The following is a 19,284-nucleotide window of genomic DNA, read 5'->3' on the forward strand; positions in this document are numbered from 1 at the left end:
AAGGATTGCTAATTTGGTGTTTAATGTAAAATCAGGAATGTCGGAAAGTTTTGAGAACATATCGCCGGATGAATTTGAAAAGCGACTGTTTGAGTATCAGGAACAGATAGAGCAATTGCAAAAGCAGATATCCGCTCTAGATTCTGAAAATACTTATTTGGCAAATGAGCTTAAAAATACTAGAACCAACGACGAGTATAATCTGCTTTTTAAATCTACAGGACAGGGTATAATTATTAGAGATGCTGATGGAAAAATAAGCTATGCAAATCCCGCAGCCTCGAATATATTGGGACAACCAATTAAAGATTTGCTGGGAATTGACAGCTTTGAGCCTAGGATGAGGAATATTTTGCCCGATGGTACATTAATGGATGTAAATACCCATCCTGCAAAAGTTGCATTAGATACAAGAAAAGAAGTTTCAAATTCTACTTTAGGGGTGTTTAACCCTGAAAAGCAGGATTACATTTGGCTAAGTGTAACTGCAACGCCGATGTTGGACAAGCAGACCAACAAACCCACCAAGGTTTTTACAATTTTTGAAGATATTACGGCTAAAATTGAAGCAGATCAACAAATAAAAAATGGAGAAGCAAAAGCTAAAGCGCTACTTGAAACCATACCTGATTTAATCATTCGAGTTACACGTGATGGTACGATCATTGACCTGCACGAAAAACCCAATGGACTATTCACCTATCCCCAAAATATTGATAATGTTAATATCAGAAACTTGTTTGATCTGGAATTAAGAGAGAAGTTTTCAGATGCAATGGAAGAGGCTTTTGATTCAAGGCAAGTTCAAATATTTGATTATCGAAAAAATGTAGAGAATAAAGGTGTTTGTTATTACGAATTTCGCCTAAGTGCGATTGGAGAAAAAGAAGTCACGGTAATTATTCGTGATGTAACAGAGCAAAAGCGTTCGCAGCGCAAAGTAATTGAAGCCACAAGAAGGTTAACTACTTTAATTGGAAACCTGAAAGGCATGGCCTATCGTTGCTTGGCTGATGAATACTGGACAATGCTATTTGTTAGTGAAGGAGTAAATGAACTTACTGGTTATACGGCAGAAGAGCTAAATTACAATGCCAGTTTGGCTTTTAATGATGTTATTCATCCCGATGATAGAGAATATGTAGCCAAAGAGGTTTTTACGGCAGGCGATAAGAATGAAAGATTCTCTTTAGAATACAGAATTATTACCAAATCAGGCAAGCAGAAGTGGGTGTTTGAACAAGGTCTTACTATAAAAGATAGAATGGGTAAACCACTTTTTATTGAAGGTTACATTGCAGATATCACGGAAAGAAAACATGCGGAGCAGAAGCTTGCGTTAAGTGAAAGTAAGTTTCGATTGTTATTTAATTCTTTAAACGAAGCGGTGTTTGTACATCCATGGAAAGGAGAAGATTTGCAGAATTTTATTGAAGTGAATGATACTGCAGTTGATCGATATGGATATACAAAAGAGGAGTTTAGAAGTTTAAGTCCAAAAGATATTGCTCGCAAAGGTGTATTAAACAAAGAGAAAGTTGACGAAATAAAAGAAATTATCGAAGAGTTAGGTAGTTTCTTTATGCGTACATGGCATCGTACGAAGGAAGGAGAGGAGTTTCCTGTTGAGTTAACGGCGAATTTAATCAATCTCAAAGGAGAAAAGTACGTTCAAACCGTAGTTCGAGACATTAGCAAACAGAAAAAAGCAGAAACTGAATTGGCTCGAAAAGCGAGGATTGAAAAGCTACTTAGTAAAATATCTGCCGATTTGGTGAGTACTCCGATTGAGAATATTGACAATGCGATTGATTCTGCATTAGAGAAAATTGCCTGCCACACAAAGGCAGATAGAGCCTATATGTTTTTGGTAAGCAAGAATCAAAAATATTTGGAAAGAACCCACGAGTGGTTTTCAAATGAGAAAATCGCTCGGTTCGATAACCCAAAACTAATGTTAAGCGATGGTTTTTCATGGTGGATTGAAAGATTTAAGAAGCATAAAAGCGTTGTAGTAGATGATATTAAAAAATTGCCAGCTCATGCCTTTGGCAATTTCGAATATGATCCAAGGAAAGTGGTGAAATCTCTTATGGTATTTCCATTAATTACCCAAGAAAATATACTTGGTTGTGTTGTTTTTGATGTGGTAAATCATTTAAAAAAATGGAATAAAACTGATGTGATTCACATCAAAACTTTTACAGATATGTTGGCGGGTGTTCTTAGTCGAAAGAGATATGAACAGGAACTGATTTTTGCAAAAGAAAAGGCGGAGGAGAGTGATCAGCTAAAATCAACATTTTTGGCTTCCATGTCTCATGAGTTAAGAACGCCTTTAAATGCAATAATAGGCTTTAGTACATTGCTAAAACCAGATTCACCAGCCGATAAAATAGAAAAGTGGAATGGCATTGTGAAAGCTAGTGGAAAGCACCTGTTAAGAATTATTGAATCCATTTTCGATGTTTCATTACTGCAAGCTAAGGAGGTGAAAGTGAATGTCAATCAGTTCTCGTTACTCGAAATGTTTAATACTATTCAGCAGTATGTAAAGGCAGAGGTGAAAAAGCATAATAAAAAAGAGGTTGTAACCAACTTTAAATCCTGTAGCGATTGTGATATTTTCATCACTTCAGACAGGACTAAATTAATGCAGTTGATAACCAATCTTTTGAATAATGCAATTAAATATACAGACATAGGGCAAATTGATTATGGATGTAAGGTTCATGATAAAAATATTGTATTCTTTGTATCGGATACTGGAATTGGTATTTCTGATGAGCATAAAGAAGTAATATTTGATATTTTCCGTCAGGTAGAAGAGCCGTATTGGGGATTGCAATCTGGTGTTGGCCTTGGTTTGGCAATTTGTAAGGAGATAGCTAATTTGTTGGAGGGAGAACTCTGGTTGGAATCAGAAAAAGGAAAAGGGTCGTGTTTCTACTTTAAATTAAATAATGTAGTTACTATACCTGACTCTAAGGATTGTGAAAAGCTAAGTTTTATGAAACCACCGAATTTAAAGGATAAAAGTATCTTGATAGTTGAGGATGTTGAGATAAATTATGATCTTCTGGAAGAGATTTTAACCCCCACCAAAGCAAAGGTGTTGTGGGCAAGAAATGGGGTTGATGCTGTAGGTATGGTACAATCACATTCAGAAATTGATTTGATTTTAATGGATGTTAAAATACCTCATTTGGATGGATATCATGCTACAAAAGAAATATTGGAACACAAACCAGGTATGCCAATTATTGCACAAACGGCTTACGCTTTAAAAGGCGACAGGCAGAAAGCATTGGATTCAGGTTGCGTTGCATATATCACCAAGCCCATAGACAGAATCAAGTTGTTTGAGCTGTTACAAAGTTATATTTTGGATAAGTAGTTGGAGTGTTCTAAATATTTTTAATATTCAATAAAATTTCACAGATTTGTTTTTCATTAAAAACAACATATCGTGAAACACTATGCCTTCGCATTAAGTCTATTAGTTATTTTACTGATCTCTTGTCGTCACTCTTCTCAAGTAAACAAAGAGGAATCAATCAGTAGTGAACGAGAAAATTACAACTGGGTAAAATATGATCCAATTTTAATTTCGGACCAATTGCCAAAGGTGGTAGAAGAGCAATCGGGCATGATTTGGCATGACAGTTTAATTTGGGTGAATAACGATAGTGGGGGAGCTCCGGCATTGTATGCATATAATTTAAAAGGGAGTTTGCAGCAAACTTTGCAGATAAAAAATGTTGCAAATTTGGATTGGGAGGATTTGGCTGAAGACGAGAAGTATTTTTACATTGGTGAATTTGGAAATAACAAAGGAACTCGCAAGAATCTTAAACTTTTCAGAGTAGAAAAATCGGACATTGATGATAGACCCGAAGTAAATGTTACAGCTGATGAGATTAGTTTTGCATGGGCAGATCAGAAGGATTTTAAGCGCAAAAAACACAATCATAATTATGATTGTGAAGCTTTTTTCTCTTATGGAGATTCTTTGTATTTTTTCACCAAAAATTGGGAAAATCTAAAAACCAGGATGTATATAATGGAAAAATCTGTTAAGCATCAAGATTTAAATCCAAAAGCTGAATTTGATACTGATTTTATGGTTACGGGTGCAGATATCAGCTCTGATGGCAAACTTATGGCTTTGGTAGGTTATAAAAACTACAGAACTTACATGATTCTTTATTATAACTTTATAGGATCTGATTTTTTTGGAGGAGAGCATATTCGATTAAATTTAAGTTCTTTAGGAGGAGCTCAAACGGAAGGTGTAGTTTTTACCGACTGTGATGAGTTGCTTATAAATACTGAAGCTACAAAGCAGGTGCAAGCGGTATATAAAATTGATTGGAAACAGTGGGTTAAGAACTAACCTTTGGGATGATGTATCAAATAATCTCTTGCTTTGATTTTGAATTCCTTAAAAAGCTTCTAATTTTGTAGCCCAATTTGCTAAACAGCCACAGTTTTAAGATTGTTTTATAAGAAAAGAAGAAGGTTTTGAAAGATAAGTACAAAGAAATATTCGACAAAGGAACAGATTTACCTCTGGTTGAGGATTTCTATACCATTCAAGGAGAGGGGTATCATACTGGTAAGCCTGCATATTTTATTCGAGTTGGTGGCTGTGATATTGGATGTCGTTGGTGTGATAGTAAAATCTCTTGGAATCCTGCAGAGCATCGATTAATATCAGTTGAAGAGGTGGTGAGAAAAGCTGTTGAATCTCCGGCAAAATCAGTTGTTGTTACGGGAGGTGAACCATCCTTGTATAATTTGGAGCCTTTGTGTACAGAATTGAAGAAACACAATATCGAGAATTTCCTTGAAACTTCTGGGGCATATGAAATCAGTGGTGAATGGGATTGGATTTGTTTATCGCCAAAGAGAAATAAATTGCCGGTACCTTCATCCTATCAAAAAGCCAATGAGCTTAAAGTGATTATTTACGATTTGGAAAAAGATTTTGAATGGGCAGAGGAATTGGCTAAAAATGTAGGTGATGATTGCTTGTTGTATCTTCAGTCTGAGTGGAGTCAGTATGTTCACAATGTGAAACCAATAGTTGAGTACGTGAAGAATAATCCAAAATGGAATATTTCATTACAATCTCATAAGTTTATGAGAATACCATAAAGCATATATAAAAGAACAAGTAAGAAGGGCATTCAAAATTTTGAATGCCCTTCTTTGTTATAAACTAATAAATTAAATAATTGGAAAAACTATTGCGATTAAAATGAAACTCCAAACACTAAAAATAGATTCTCTGCCATTGGATTAGCAATAACAGAAGCAGAAATTGGGAGAGAAAACTTTTCTGTAATTGCTACTTCCTTTGATGCTGTAAAGCCTAAGTTTACAAAACCAGCTGTATCCCCATAAAAACCAGATTCTCCTTTGTCCTCATCTGTATCTATAGGAGTGAAACCCGCAAATAAGTCAATATTTACATCTTTATAGGTAAAGCTATGCCCTAGTTCCATGTATAAGGAATATTGCTGATCGCCATTTGCATCTTGATCTGCTCCCCAGAAGTTCATTGCTGCCATAATGCTTATAGGAAAGCCTTTCGTGCCATTAAAGGCAATACTTCCTTCAAGAATGTGACCTGTTGATTCTTTTTTGAAATCGAAATAGGAGTTGTTTGCTGCAATCTGATCATTTGGGAAGAAATAATCGGTAAGAGTTGCTATAAATAAATTGTCTGCAAAACTGTATGAAATGTAAATGTCAGCTTCTGCTCCGTCATTATCACCATCAAAGGAATAAGAGCCCCACGCGCCAATTGTAAATGACCCCTTACTGTATTCAATTCCTGGTTGAATTACGGGACCGGTTGAAAATTGGGTACCTCTCCAAATGTATCTGCTCATTAGGTCAGCCCCTAAGGATATATCGCCTTTTTCGTTTTGAGCGAATAATGGGCCTGTGATGATAATAACTCCAATAAGTAATGTGGTTAATTTTTTGATTTTCATCATAATAATGGTTTTTAGATTAATAATTAAGGTAAATAGTTATATATCGATTAAATAAATTGTGGTTTTTCACTAAAAAAATAACACTTACCCCTTTTGTAAGGGGGTAAGTGTTGGTGCAAATCAACTAATTTCTAATTCTAACCCTAACGAGTTGGGGTGTGATTTAAAAATAGTTAAAAATTATTTAAAGCAACAAATAAAAACAGGGGTATCTATAATAAAAAGATTAAAAAAAATGTGCAAAGGTTTTAAATTTAGGGGGGTGTGCTTGTATAAAAGTGTTTTTTAGAATTACACCCTGATAATTTATGTCTCGACTTAATTAGTTTAGAGATTATTGTCCTAACTGTACTTGAAATCAGACTTGATTGGAATATTAAGCTTTTTTGTAATCAGTATAAATTGTTTGATTAGTATTGAATTTCTTTTATGTTGTAGTAAAAATCAAGATATTCGCATAACAGAATCAAAAAAATAATACCATGGAAAAAAGTATAAAAGGAACCGAAACTGAAAAGAACCTTTTGAAAGCATTTGCTGGTGAATCGCAAGCTAGAGGTAGATATACTTACTTTGCAAAACAGGCAAAAAAGGAAGGTTATGAGCAAATTGCAGCTTTGTTTTTAGAGACTGCAGAACAAGAAATGCAACATGCTAAACGTTTTTTTAGCTTTTTAGAAGGTGGTGATGTGGAAATTACAGCTGCATATCCAGCAGGAAAAGTAGGTACAACTGCGGAAAACCTAAAGGCAGCAGCTTGTGGTGAAAATGAAGAGTATACCGAATTATATCCTGAGTTTGCACGTATCGCTGAGGAAGAAGGATTCAAAAAAGTTGCTACTGCATTTAAATTAATTGCTAAGGTTGAACAAATGCATGAAGAGAGATACTTAAAGCTTTTAAGCAATCTTGAAGCAGAAAAAGTATTTGAATCAGAAGAAGAGGAAGAGTGGTATTGCCGCAAATGTGGTTACGTACATAAAGGTAGCAAAGCTCCTAAGAATTGTCCTGCATGTGAACATCCTCAAGCATATTTTGAGAGAAAAGCGAAAAACTATTAATAAAAAAAGAAAAGGCTCCATTAAGGAGCCTTTCTTATTCATCCAATAAATCAGGACGTAATTTTTTAGTTCTTAAATAGGCTTGTTCTTCTTGCCATTGCTCAATCTTTTTGTGATCTCCAGAAAGTAAAATTTCAGGTACTTTCCACCCCCTAAACTCTGCAGGTCTAGTGTAGATTGGTGGAGACAACAAATTATCCTGAAAGGAGTCGGTTAGAGCAGAAGTTTCATCGTTCATAGCTCCAGGAATCAGGCGAACAACACTATCTATAATTACTGCAGCAGCAAGTTCACCTCCGGTAAGAACAAAATCTCCTATCGAAATTTCTTTGGTAATAAAATGATCTCTGATTCTTTGATCAATTCCTTTGTAGTGACCACAAAGGATTATAATATTCTCCTTTAGCGATAAGGTATTTGCAGTTTTTTGTTCGAACTGTTCACCATCTGGAGTTGTGAAAATGATTTCATCATACTCTCTTTGATCTGTTAAGTGTTCTATCGCTTTAACAACAGGCTCTAATCGCATTACCATGCCAGCTCCGCCACTAAATGCATAATCATCAACTTTATTGTGCTTGTCTTCCGAAAAATCACGAATGTTGTGAATGTGTATTTCAACTACACCTTTGTCTTTTGCTCTCTGAATTATGGAATGGTTCAAAGGACTTTCCAATAATTCAGGAACAACAGTTAATATATCGATTCTCATTTATTCTAAATTTTGTGTAAAAATATATATCCCATGCAAGTGATGCAAGAAAATAGAAAATGAAGATGCTAATTCATTTAAAGAAGACAATGTGACAGTTGATTTTGCAGGTGTAAAGACAAGATGGCAGTGTGAAACAAGAGAAAACTGACGATTTAAATTGTTTTTCGTGATGGTATGCCATTTGAAGATTACTCGTCGAATTTGAAAATGAAAATGATCGGAATCCGGAGCCGAAAAATTAATAAAAGTATAGGAGATTAGAATTATGACATTATTAAGATATGGAAAAAGGCCAAATGATTTTTTTACAAATCAGTTAATGAATCAATTGTTTAAAGAAACTCAGGATAGTTTTAAAGCTGCTGTGGAAAGAGAAAGTGGTTTTCGTCCAGCAACAAATGTTATCGAAGAAGAGGATTACTATCTGATAGAAGTTTCTATTCCTGGTTTTGCAAAAGAAGATGTGAATATTAGGGTGGAGAATGGTTCTATTAAAATCTCGGCTGAGAAGAAAGCAGAAAAAGAAGATAAAAAGTACCTAAGAAGAGAGTTTGGAGTGTACAAATTTGAGCGTAGCTTTAAGTTAGCTGATACCATCAATCAACAGAATATTTCTGCTGAAGTTATTAATGGAATATTAAATATCATTCTTCCAAAAGTTGAGGAGAGAAAGTCTCAAGTTCATAATATCGAGATAAAATAAAGGAATTGATAAGAAATTGAATAAGTAATATTCATAATAATGAGTAAGGTTTAAGGAGAAAGATTTCTCCGAATTATGGAGAAATTTAGGTTAGTTAATTAGTTTGTTTTGGTTAAGAGGTTCATGCGATGCATGAACCTCTTTGTTTTAAAGGGTAAGAAAATATTTAAAATCTTTGAGGATTAGCACTTAATTAGTTAAATTCGTAAGAGTAGGCTTAAAAGTTTTCTTTTAGGTGGTATTGTTAACGGGAGTTTTGCCTTGTTCGAAACTTAATCTAACTCAATTTACATGAAAGCACCAGATCTGTCAAATCCCTCACATGAGAATGAATTGAATGAAAATTTAGAAGCGAAAGATAATGTTGTAGATTCTCATGAAATAAAAAATTTAAAAGAAGATAATGTTAGTGCAGAAAATTCGGAACCTGAAATGGATAGCAAGACAGAAGATAATTCTGATTCTGCTTCAGAAAATGATTCGGAACTTCAGAAAGAGCCTGACTATACTTTAATGGAGAAAAGCGAATTGAAAAATCGCTTGGCATTACTTCTTGAAAATGAATCGTTGTCGGCGATAAAAGAAAAAGTAGATGCAATAAAACAAAACTTTTATAAAAAGCACAAGGAAGAAGTTGATGCTGCGAAACAAAAGTTTATTGCAGATGGTGGCGTTGAAGAGGAATTTGATTTCGGTACAGACGATTTGGAAGTTCAGGTTCGTGAAATGTTGCAAAAGTTTAAAGAGAAGAAATCAGAGTTAAACCGCAATGTAGAACAAGAGAAGGAAGATAATCTTAAAAAGAAATACCAGATAATTGAGGATATTAAAGAACTGGTAAACAGAAAAGAATCATTCGATAAAACCTTCAATGAATTTAGGGTTTTGCAAAAGAAGTGGCATGATATAGGAATGGTGCCACAGCAGGCACTAAAAAACCTTTGGGATAATTACCATCATCATGTCGAGAATTTTTACGATTACATTAAAATCAATAAGGAACTTCGCGATCTTGATTTGAAGAAGAATATGACTTCTAAAATTAAACTTTGTGAAGAGGCCGAGAAGTTGTTGAATGAATCCTCAGTAGTGAAAGCTTTTAATACTCTTCAAAAATATCATGAGCAGTGGAGAGAGATTGGACCTGTGCCGCGTGAAGAGAAAGAAAAATTATGGACAAGATTTAAGGATGCTACAACAATTATCAATCGTAAACATCAGGAGTATTACGAGGGCTTAAAATCTGAACAGAAAAATAATTTGTCCAAAAAAACGGTTCTTTGCGAAAAAGCTGAAGAAATTGCCAATCGTGAGATTGGTTCTCACAAGGAATGGAATTCCAGTTCTAAAGAAATAATTAATCTTCAAAAAGAATGGCGAACCATTGGTTTCGCTCCTAAAAAAGATAACAACAGAATTTATCAGAGGTTTAGGGCCGCCTGTGACCTTTACTTCGATAGAAAGCGTGACTTTTACATGGCTTTGAAAGATAAGTTGAATGTTAATTTGGAAAAAAAGAAGGAACTCTGTGCCATTGCAGAAAGTTTGCAAGATAGTCAGGATTGGAAGGAAACTACGGATAAATTGATTGCCATACAAAAAGAATGGAAAAATATAGGTCCCGTGCCAAGAAAGGTTTCTGAGGACCTGTGGGTTCGTTTTCGTGCGGCTTGCGACAAGTTTTTTAATAATAAATCTGAACATTTCGATAATGCGGATACAGGACAAGTAGAGAATTTGAAGTTGAAAGAAGCATTAATAGAAAAGGTGAGGGGATTTGAACTTGGAGACGATAACGAGAGTAATTTAAATACTTTGCGTCAGTTCCAAAAAGAATGGACGAAGATTGGGCATGTTCCTTATAAGAAGAAAGATAAGTTGCAAGAATCTTTCAGAAAAGCCATTAATGGCTTGTATGATAGAATGAATATGGATAGTGAGAACAAGGAAGTTCAAAAGTTTAAATCGAAGATTGATACTTTCTTGACCATGAATAATTCTGAGGACAAGATTATTATTGAGAGAAATAAGATTGTAAGTAAAATCAGGCAACTGGAAAGTGACATTGCCCTTTGGGAAAACAATGTTGGATTTTTCTCTTCATCAAAGAATTCGAATGTGGTAAGTGAGATTCAAGAGAAGATTGAGAAAGGGAAACAAAACCTCACAATCTTGAACGAAAAGCTCAAAGTTATTGACGGTTTAGTTTCTTAAGTTCGTACAAAATAGATGCGTTTAAAAGTATTTCTCGAGGTGGGGAATGCTTTTTTTTATATTCGATAATTTATTCTTTGCGCAAAGAAATCGACAAATGATAGTTTGAAACATTGAATTTGTTTCCTAAAAACCTATAATTTGACTACTTTTGCAGCTTTAATAAATCAACTAAAAAAGTTTATAAAGTGTCAACAACCAAATACATCTTCGTTACAGGTGGGGTAACCTCATCATTGGGAAAGGGAATTATAGCATCGTCGCTGGCTAAATTATTACAAGCCAGAGGATACTCTGTAACTAACCAAAAGTTAGATCCATATTTGAATGTAGATCCAGGAACATTAAATCCATATGAACATGGAGAGTGTTTCGTTACCGATGATGGTGCGGAAACTGATTTGGATTTGGGACACTACGAACGTTTTACAAATGCTCCAACATCTCAGGCGAACAATGTTACTACAGGTAGAATCTACCGTAACGTAATCAATAAAGAGAGAAAAGGAGATTTCTTAGGAAAAACGGTTCAGATTATTCCTCATATCACAGATGAAATCAAAAGAAACATCAAATTGTTGGGAACCAAACACAAATATGATGTTGTAATTACTGAGATTGGTGGTACTGTGGGTGATATTGAATCATTACCATACATCGAGGCAGTTCGTCAGCTTAAGTGGGAACTTGGACGCGATGCTTTGGTAATTCACCTGACTTTGGTTCCTTACCTTGCTGCTTCAGGCGAGTTGAAAACCAAACCAACACAGCACTCTGTGAAGTCATTGTTGGAAACAGGTGTTCAGCCGGAAGTATTGGTATTAAGAACAGAACATGAATTGCCTGCTGATGTTAGAAGAAAAGTAGCATTGTTCTGTAATGTTGATCCTAAAGCGGTAGTTCAATCTATTGATGTATCAACCATTTACGAAGTGCCATTGAAAATGCGTGAAGAAAAGCTTGATCAAACCGTTTGTGAAAAGCTTGGACTAGACTTAAAGCAAGAACCAAAATTAAAGGAATGGACAAAATTCCTGACTCGTCTTCAGAATCCAAAATCGGAAGTGAAGATTGGTTTGGTAGGTAAGTATGTGGAGTTACATGATGCTTACAAATCAATCGCAGAATCATTCGTTCATGCAGGTTCGGTTAACGAGTGTAAGGTAAAAATCCAATGGATTCACTCTGAGAAATTGAATGAAGCCAATTACCAGAAAGAGTTGAAAGACCTGAAAGGTATTTTGGTTGCACCAGGATTTGGTCACCGAGGATTGGAAGGAAAGATTTTGGCAGTACAGTATGCTCGCGAAAACAACATCCCGTTCATGGGTATTTGTTTAGGTATGCAGGTTGCGGTAATCGAGTTTGCACGAAACGTATTGAAACTTGAAGGTGCAGATTCTTTGGAAATGAATCCGAAAACTCCACATCCGGTTATCAACCTAATGGAAGAGCAGAAGAATGTAACCGAGAAAGGTGGTACCATGCGTTTGGGAGCTTACGATTGTATCTTAAAAGAAGATTCGAAAGCATTTACAGCATACAAGCAAAAAGAAATTTCGGAACGTCACCGTCACCGTTATGAGTTCAACAACGAATATTTGGAGCAATTCGAAGCTGCAGGTATGAAAGCTGTTGGTATGAACCCAGATACAGGCTTGGTTGAAGCGGTAGAAATTGAAGGCCATAAATGGTTTGTTGGTGTACAATTCCACCCAGAATACAAAAGTACGGTTATCAGACCTCAACCATTGTTTGTTGAGTTTGTAAAAGTAGCAATGGAAAAGTAATCTGTAGATTACAATACATTACTTAGAAAAGATAAAATAATAGAATATGGATAAAAATTCGATTTGGGGCTTGGTTATCATCGGTGCGATTTTGATTGGGTATACTTACCTGACAAAACCATCGGATGAAGAAATCAAAGCCATGAAGACCAGAGATTCGATTGCGCGTGTTGAAAGATTGCATGAAGAGCAATTAGAAGCGGAAAGAGTTGAGGCCTTAAAAAAGCAGTACGCAGAAAAGAAACAAGATACTGCAGCACTTCAAAGTGAATATGGAGCATTTGCAGGAGCAGTTCAGCAAAAAGAGGAAATCATTACCCTTGAAAATAAATTGGTGAAGATTAGCATCAATACTTTAGGGGGGAGAATTGCTAATGTAGAGTTGAAAGAATATAAAACTCATGATGCAAAAAAACTGATACTTTGGGGTGAGAAAAATTCCAAATTCGGATTGGCTTTCTATGCTGAGAACAAACCAATGAATACTCAGGATTTGTATTTTACTCCTGTGAATTCGGTTAAAACAGTTGATGCATCAACAGCACAACAAGTTGTTAGCATGCGTTTACATGCTGGCGAAGGCAAATACATCGAATACAAATATTCATTAGATCCGGATTCTTACATGCTTGGTTTTGATATCAACGTAGTAGGAATGCAAGATGTAATTTCATTGAATCAAAGAGATTTAACCTTCAATTGGGCAGCTGATATTCCTAGTCAGGAAAAAGGTCGCAAGTTCGAAAATCAGTATACCAATATTTCTTATAAATTTTTTGAGGATGATGTTGAAAGTATAACAGGTTCAAAAGAAGAGAGTTTATCAACTAAAGTAAAATGGGTTGGTTTTAAGCAACAATTCTTTTCATCTGTATTGATTGCTGATGATTCATTCAAAGGAATTGAGCTGAAATCGACTGATATGGAAGAAAATTCTCCAATTTTGAAGAACTTCTCGGCAGCGATTTCTTTGCCATATCAAGGATCTCAATTGGAAAATTACCCAATGAATTTCTATTTCGGTCCTAACAAATATCAAACTTTAAGAAAGTACGGTAAGGATATCGAATTGCATTCGTTAGTTGACTTGGGATGGAAAATGTTTGCTTGGGTAAACAAATGGTTTGTAATCCCTGTTTTCAACTTCCTGGAAAAACACATTGGTAACTATGGTATCATCATTTTGATTTTGACCATATTAATCAAGTTGATTTTAGCGCCATTAACTTACAAGTCGTACATGTCGACTGCTAAGATGAAGGTGTTGAAACCACAAATCGATGAAATCAACGAAAGAATACCCAAGGATAAAGCAATGGAGCGCCAGCAGGCAACCATGGCACTGTACAAAAAGGCAGGAGTGAATCCAATGGGAGGTTGTTTGCCAATGTTGGTACAGTTCCCAATTCTGATTGCATTGTTCCGTTTCTTCCCTGCATCCATTGAGTTGCGTCAGGAAAGTTTCCTTTGGGCAGAAGATTTATCATCATACGATTCAATTTTAGATTTACCATTCAACATTCCATTCTATGGAGATCACATTAGTTTATTCTGTTTGTTGATGGCAATTACCAACTTGGTGTACACTCGTATGAATAGCCAAATGCAGTCGTCGCAACAAATGCCGGGTATGCAAACCATGATGTACTTAATGCCACTAATGTTCCTATTCTGGTTCAATGGTTATGCATCAGGTCTTTCGTATTACTACTTTATTGCAACATTATTTACCATTGTTCAAACTTGGGCAATCCGTAAGTATATGGTTGACGAAGATAAAGTATTGGCAACTATCGAGGCAAACAAGAAAAAGCCAGTGAAGAAATCAAAATTCCAACAACGTTTGGAAGAAGCTGCAAAGCAAAGAGGTTACAAGCCTCCTAAAAAATAAGATCATTACGATTCTATATACAGCCCCGCATTTTATGTGGGGCTTTTTTGTTTAGGATCTATCCCTCAACACCTTCTCCTCAAGGAGAGGGCTAGGGTGAGGTGATAAAAAATTTGTCTGGTTTGAGACCAGGTTAACAATGAAGAATTGTAGAGTTTTATTTTATCACATCCTAATTTTTTGTAGCTTCGCAGAGAATTCAAAAATTAATGCTGGAAATCCAACCCGTTCGTTGTTCATAGAACAATGGTTTGGGAACGACAAATCTTAATTACATATCTGAAGACATGCTTTGCCCTAAACAGGTAATAGCTTGCCTTGCTTTCAATTTAACTTTACATTTTGTAGAGGTAGATTGGTGTAATAAGATTAATCGTATTTATATATTTCCTCATTCCAGCGAAAATATTCCCATAATCATAGTATTGCATCAATTGCCTCGTGAAATTTTACAATCACGAATAGTATGCTTTTAAATAAAAATACAAGAGAACAACTGAATGATTTGTTCTATATCATTCGACTACAAGACCGTTACGGAAATGCTTCATTAGATAAGAAGGTAAAAATAGAACAGGTATTGGCATTCCTCGAAATTATGCATGCCGACATTAAAAAAATATCGAAAAAGAAGAAATTGGTATTTATAGATAGTGCTGCAGGAAATTGCTATCTAAGTTTTCTGATCTATTTCTTTTATCAGAAAATAGATGAAAGAGACATCGAAATTCATTGTGTTGATATTAATGAAAGACTAATGGCTGAGAACAGAGAATTAGCCAAACGAATGAATTTTGATCGAATGCATTTCCATGCCAATGATATTAGTCAATTCACTTTCGATGGGAAAGTAGATGCCGTTTATTCATTGCATGCTTGCGATACAGCAACCGATAAAACCATGCATTTGGCTATCAGGAATAATGCACGATTTATTTTTAGCGTAGCTTGTTGTCAACATTCCATTACAATGAGATCAAAAACCTTTAAATCAGTAATACGTCACAAGGCATTCAGAGATAAAACTATTATGATGATATCGGATTCCTTACGTGCCATGCTTCTGGAACTAATGGGATTTAAGGTAAGTATCTTCGACTTTGTATCTTCTCGATTTACCGAGAAAAATACAATGCTAAGAGCTACCCGAACTGATTTCAGAAAGACTTTTGATATTGCCGACGAATACAAAAAAGTAAGTGAAGAATTTAAAATGAAACCTTACTTGGAAGAGCTTTTAAAAGAAGAACTTCAGTGGGTGGAATGAGAAATAATCTCATCCTCCATCCCCTTCTCCTCATGGAGAAGGGGAGTTTTCTACACAATCCAGATGGTTCCAATTTCCACTCCTTAAGCAGAGGACTAGTGTGAGGTGATAATACAATTTATCACTATCTTTCACATAACTTTAACACATAAGCAAACACAAACCGAATAAAATGAACTCAAAACTCATAGCCTTAAGGCATCAGCTACATTCACAACCCGAACTATCCAATAAGGAATATAAAACCGCTCAAACCATTGTCGACTTCATGGTAGACTATCATCCTTATGAGGTCATCCATTTGGGAGATACGGGAAGGGCATTTGTATTTAAGGGAGCCGAAGAGGGCAAAACTACCGTGTTTCGTGCAGAATTGGATGCATTGCCAATAGAAGAAAATACGAGAGTAAAGTATGCCTCAATATACAACGGAGTGTCGCATGCCTGTGGGCACGATGGACACATGACTATATTGGCTGGCATGGCTCAACAGCTTTCAGCAAATCCGCCACTTAAAGGCAAGGTAATTTTACTATTTCAACCAGCCGAGGAGGTAGAGCAAGGAGCAAAGGATGTATTGTTTCATCCAAAATTTGCTGATCTGAAACCAGATTACATGTTTGCCTTGCACAACGTACCCGGGCAAGAGACCAATACCATTTTGCTGCGACGTGGAAGTTTTTCTGCAGCATCAAAAGGAATGACCATTGGATTAAAAGGGAAAACATCTCATGCGGCTGAGCCCGAGAAGGGAAGAAACCCAGCCATTGCCATTTCAAAAATCAGTCGAGAGTTAAACGATTTACTCAACAACAAAGCCCTGTTTACCGATCATACCCTACTTACCTTTATCTATATTCGTATGGGTGAGCAGTCCTTTGGAACTTCGGCGGGGAGCGGCGAAATGGGCGTTACCCTGCGCTCATTCGAGAATGTGGATATGATGGTTCTGACTCAAAAATCCGAGGAGATCGTACATAGAATTGCTGCTGAGGAAAATTTGGAATACAGCATTGCTTACCACGAAGAATTTCCGGCAACGGTAAATCAAGATGAATGTGTGGATATGCTGCAGGATTTGGCCGAAGAGCATAACTTGTCTTATAAATACATGGATAAACCCTTTAAGTGGTCCGAAGATTTTGGCTATTTCTCACAGAAATACACCTGTGGATTTTTTGGTTTGGGAGCCGGAGTAGATCAGGCAGCCTTGCATCATCCCGACTACGATTTTCCCGACGAGATCATCGAAACAGGACTTACGATCTTTACAGGTCTGTACCAAAAAATAAACGGGGAATAAGTTAGTAGCCTTTCCAACGCTAACCCTTCGATTCCCTAAAGGGAACAGCGCACAGGAAAAGCCCCTTTAGGGGTTTGGGGTAATGGTAACTTGGAATTACTCATCACTTAATGAAAAGCCTGTCCGGCTTAAGGACAACCAGAAGTAAAGATTACTCTCAATAAATATTTTGAGCTACAAACTAAACCAACAACAAATGCTAAAAGAATTTTTACAAAACAATCAACACCTCTTTACTGATATTTTCCCATTCAACTTAAAACAAGAGAAGCATCACAAGCTCGATCTGTCCATCGATAATCAAGCCCTGTATTCCATAGACTTGAGTTCGGTGGAGGCCTTGCAGCAATACATTTCGGATTGTTTAAAGCAGACTGGTGGCAAATATGCCATCGGTGGATACAACGAGGACAGGCTGATTTATCGCAAGAGCAAACACTTTGGCGAGGGTGATGATGCACGAAGCATTCACTTGGGAATCGACGTTTGGTTGGCAGCCAATACCAGCATTGCAGCACCTTTGGATGGCAAAATCCATAGCTTTCAAAACAACGATGCGTTTGGCGATTACGGCCCAACCATCATACTCGAACATTGTATTGAGGACACAACGTTCTATACCCTTTACGGACATCTCTCTGTTGAATCGCTAAAAGGAAAAAGTGTGGGACAAGAAATAAAGCAAAGTGAGCAGTTTGCCGAATTGGGTAACGATCAGGAGAATGGCAATTGGCCTACTCATCTGCATTTTCAGATCATCGCAGATATGAATGGTCGCAAGGGAGATTTTCCAGGTGTATCCAACCAGGCCGATCGCGAAAATTACCTCAATACCTGTCCTGATCCCAATTTGATTTTGAGACTGAAGTGATTGTGTCACAAATTGAAAGCTTTAACAAGACAAAAGCCACTATCAACAAGACAAGAAGTCAGTTACCCCAAGACACAAAAAAAGAACTCCAAGACTGCCGTAAGGTGCTCCAAGACATAGAAGAACCTTTTCCAAGACAAGGGGCAGGTGTAAAAAGACAGTTGGGTGAAGCCTCCAAGACAGGTTTGACACTATCCAAGACCGAAGACTGGAATCTACTTTTGTCTTTTTCATCTTATTTCCTGTCTTACCACCATAAAAAAGAGGGGATCCGCAGATTCCCTCTCAAGTGTAAAACTCAAAACCCGTATTTATGAACATTAACTTACTGTTTCTTCTTGTGTATTTTCTTCTTCTTTTTTCTTACGGCGGTATTCAGCTTTCTTGTTTCTCAGGTATTTACTAGAATATAGCATTGCATGTTCCTCTTCGTCTCTAAATACAAATTGTCCGTATTCCTTTAAATCATCGGCATATTGCTTCACCAAAGAGTATGCTTTGTCGCGGATTACCTTTCTGTCATCGTCAACATACAACGAACCGTTTACTTCTGCCAAGAGAGCTCCCATGCGTTCCGATTCGCTAATTGCGGTATTACATTTTGCGATATCGAATCCAATACCTGTTAATGGTTCTTGATTATTATTTCCCAGTGTCCCTAGCCTTAACAGGTCCATTACAGCATCTGCGTTGGAGTCACCTTCGTTTATTTCATCAAGAATTTCTTGTAATTCATCGTTTTTGCGGTAAGCAAAGCGCATGTTTTCATATAAATCACGAATTAGCTCAAACATGGCAGGTGCATCCTTTTGCCATTTTTTCTGAGCATCTTTCTGCGCCGTTAATTGGGTATCCCAAATGGCCTGTGCAATAGAAAGTGCTCCTGTTAGAACTTCAAGTTTGGTAAGGTTTTCTGCGGTATATCCAACAGGGGTCAACAAAGGCAAGTCTTCTTTTGCCACATGAATCATTGCTTTAATCTCTTGAATGTACATTCCAACAGGCATGCTGCAATGTTTTACATTTTCGTTTTTCACAGCTTTAATTTCTACCAAGCTGTCGTCATAGTTTTGTTGTTCAGACATTTTAATAATGTTTAAAGGTTAATAATTTCCTCCGCACTAATCCTTCTACATTAATTTCTGCTCTGATTATTTTGCTTTCATGGTTGACAAAACGATAATGAAATTATGAAACAATATTTAAAAATAAAAATAATATGCTGATTTATTGATAAAAGATTAAGTTCATACTGGATGTTGAAATCCATCACTTCCTGCGAATTTAAAGGTGTAGAGAGAATTTAAAATTCTTTTAAAAAAAATATTAATGATATGGTAAATCTAAAATCAATCTGATGTTGTGAAAAAAGTGTTGTAAGTGATTTTATATTAGTGATAAAGTTTATTTTAATTCTGATTAAAGGTTTTGGTAAATGAAGTTATTATGAGTTTTATCCGT

Annotated in this window: 14 protein-coding genes; 11 read left to right on the plus strand and 3 right to left on the minus strand. The window is 36.2% G+C overall.

Translation table 11 applies throughout. The annotated features are described in order from the left end of the window. The first annotated feature begins 37 nt into the window (after positions 1–37). From ACKPCA_RS01340 to ACKPCA_RS01350, 3 genes are all read left to right on the plus strand, one after another. Complete coding sequence (locus tag ACKPCA_RS01340; protein WP_321280928.1) at positions 38–3,397, plus strand: PAS domain S-box protein; 3,360 nt, start codon at positions 38–40, stop codon at positions 3,395–3,397. Between the two features lie 72 nt (positions 3,398–3,469). Further along, positions 3,470–4,396 carry a hypothetical protein gene (locus ACKPCA_RS01345; RefSeq protein WP_321280929.1) on the plus strand — a complete coding sequence of 309 codons (927 nt, stop codon included), beginning with the start codon at positions 3,470–3,472 and terminating at the stop codon, positions 4,394–4,396. 128 nt (positions 4,397–4,524) lie between these two features. After that, entirely contained in the window at positions 4,525–5,160 is a 636-nt protein-coding gene (locus ACKPCA_RS01350; protein ID WP_321280930.1) for a 7-carboxy-7-deazaguanine synthase QueE, read from the plus strand. 98 nt (positions 5,161–5,258) lie between these two features. On the opposite strand, the gene ACKPCA_RS01355 is transcribed toward ACKPCA_RS01350, so the two are convergent. Beyond that, positions 5,259–6,008, minus strand: a complete 750-nt coding sequence (locus ACKPCA_RS01355) for a TorF family putative porin (RefSeq protein ID WP_321280931.1) — start codon at positions 6,006–6,008, stop codon at positions 5,259–5,261. Between the two features lie 482 nt (positions 6,009–6,490). On the opposite strand from ACKPCA_RS01355, the gene rbr reads away from it, so the two are divergent. Continuing rightward, positions 6,491–7,069 (plus strand): rubrerythrin, encoded by a 579-nt coding sequence (gene rbr / locus ACKPCA_RS01360; RefSeq protein ID WP_054721122.1) that lies wholly within the window; start codon positions 6,491–6,493, stop codon positions 7,067–7,069. A 34-nt stretch (positions 7,070–7,103) separates the two neighbouring features. Here the strand turns inward: rbr and trmD are convergent, their stop codons facing one another. Continuing rightward, a complete protein-coding gene (trmD, locus tag ACKPCA_RS01365) occupies positions 7,104–7,781 on the minus strand; it encodes a tRNA (guanosine(37)-N1)-methyltransferase TrmD (protein WP_054721123.1) in 678 nt (225 codons plus the stop codon). Positions 7,782–8,049: 268 nt separating this feature from the next. On the opposite strand from trmD, the gene ACKPCA_RS01370 reads away from it, so the two are divergent. From ACKPCA_RS01370 to ACKPCA_RS01400, 7 genes are all read left to right on the plus strand, one after another. Further along, positions 8,050–8,487 (plus strand): Hsp20/alpha crystallin family protein, encoded by a 438-nt coding sequence (locus tag ACKPCA_RS01370; protein ID WP_321280933.1) that lies wholly within the window; start codon positions 8,050–8,052, stop codon positions 8,485–8,487. 291 nt (positions 8,488–8,778) lie between these two features. Beyond that, a complete protein-coding gene (locus tag ACKPCA_RS01375; protein ID WP_321280935.1) occupies positions 8,779–10,701 on the plus strand; it encodes a DUF349 domain-containing protein in 1,923 nt (640 codons plus the stop codon). Positions 10,702–10,889: 188 nt separating this feature from the next. Next, positions 10,890–12,491, plus strand: coding sequence for a CTP synthase (locus tag ACKPCA_RS01380; RefSeq protein ID WP_321280937.1), 1,602 nt, complete (start codon positions 10,890–10,892; stop codon positions 12,489–12,491). Between the two features lie 46 nt (positions 12,492–12,537). Beyond that, positions 12,538–14,382, plus strand: a complete 1,845-nt coding sequence (gene yidC, locus ACKPCA_RS01385; RefSeq protein WP_054721127.1) for a membrane protein insertase YidC — start codon at positions 12,538–12,540, stop codon at positions 14,380–14,382. Positions 14,383–14,848: 466 nt separating this feature from the next. Continuing rightward, positions 14,849–15,649 (plus strand): methyltransferase, encoded by an 801-nt coding sequence (locus tag ACKPCA_RS01390; RefSeq protein ID WP_321280940.1) that lies wholly within the window; start codon positions 14,849–14,851, stop codon positions 15,647–15,649. Positions 15,650–15,821: 172 nt separating this feature from the next. Next, the gene (locus ACKPCA_RS01395; RefSeq protein ID WP_321280942.1) at positions 15,822–16,952 is read left to right on the plus strand and encodes an amidohydrolase; all 1,131 of its coding nucleotides are present in this window, start codon (positions 15,822–15,824) and stop codon (positions 16,950–16,952) included. A gap of 196 nt (positions 16,953–17,148) precedes the next feature. Beyond that, on the plus strand, positions 17,149–17,823 hold the full coding sequence (locus tag ACKPCA_RS01400) for a peptidoglycan DD-metalloendopeptidase family protein (RefSeq protein WP_321280944.1): 675 nt from the start codon (positions 17,149–17,151) through the stop codon (positions 17,821–17,823). Between the two features lie 320 nt (positions 17,824–18,143). On the opposite strand, the gene ACKPCA_RS01405 is transcribed toward ACKPCA_RS01400, so the two are convergent. Further along, complete coding sequence (locus ACKPCA_RS01405) at positions 18,144–18,908, minus strand: hypothetical protein (RefSeq protein WP_321280946.1); 765 nt, start codon at positions 18,906–18,908, stop codon at positions 18,144–18,146. Positions 18,909–19,284: the final 376 nt, after the last annotated feature.

Source organism: Marinifilum fragile, assembly GCF_963677365.1.
Lineage (GTDB): Bacteria > Bacteroidota > Bacteroidia > Bacteroidales > Marinifilaceae > Marinifilum > Marinifilum fragile.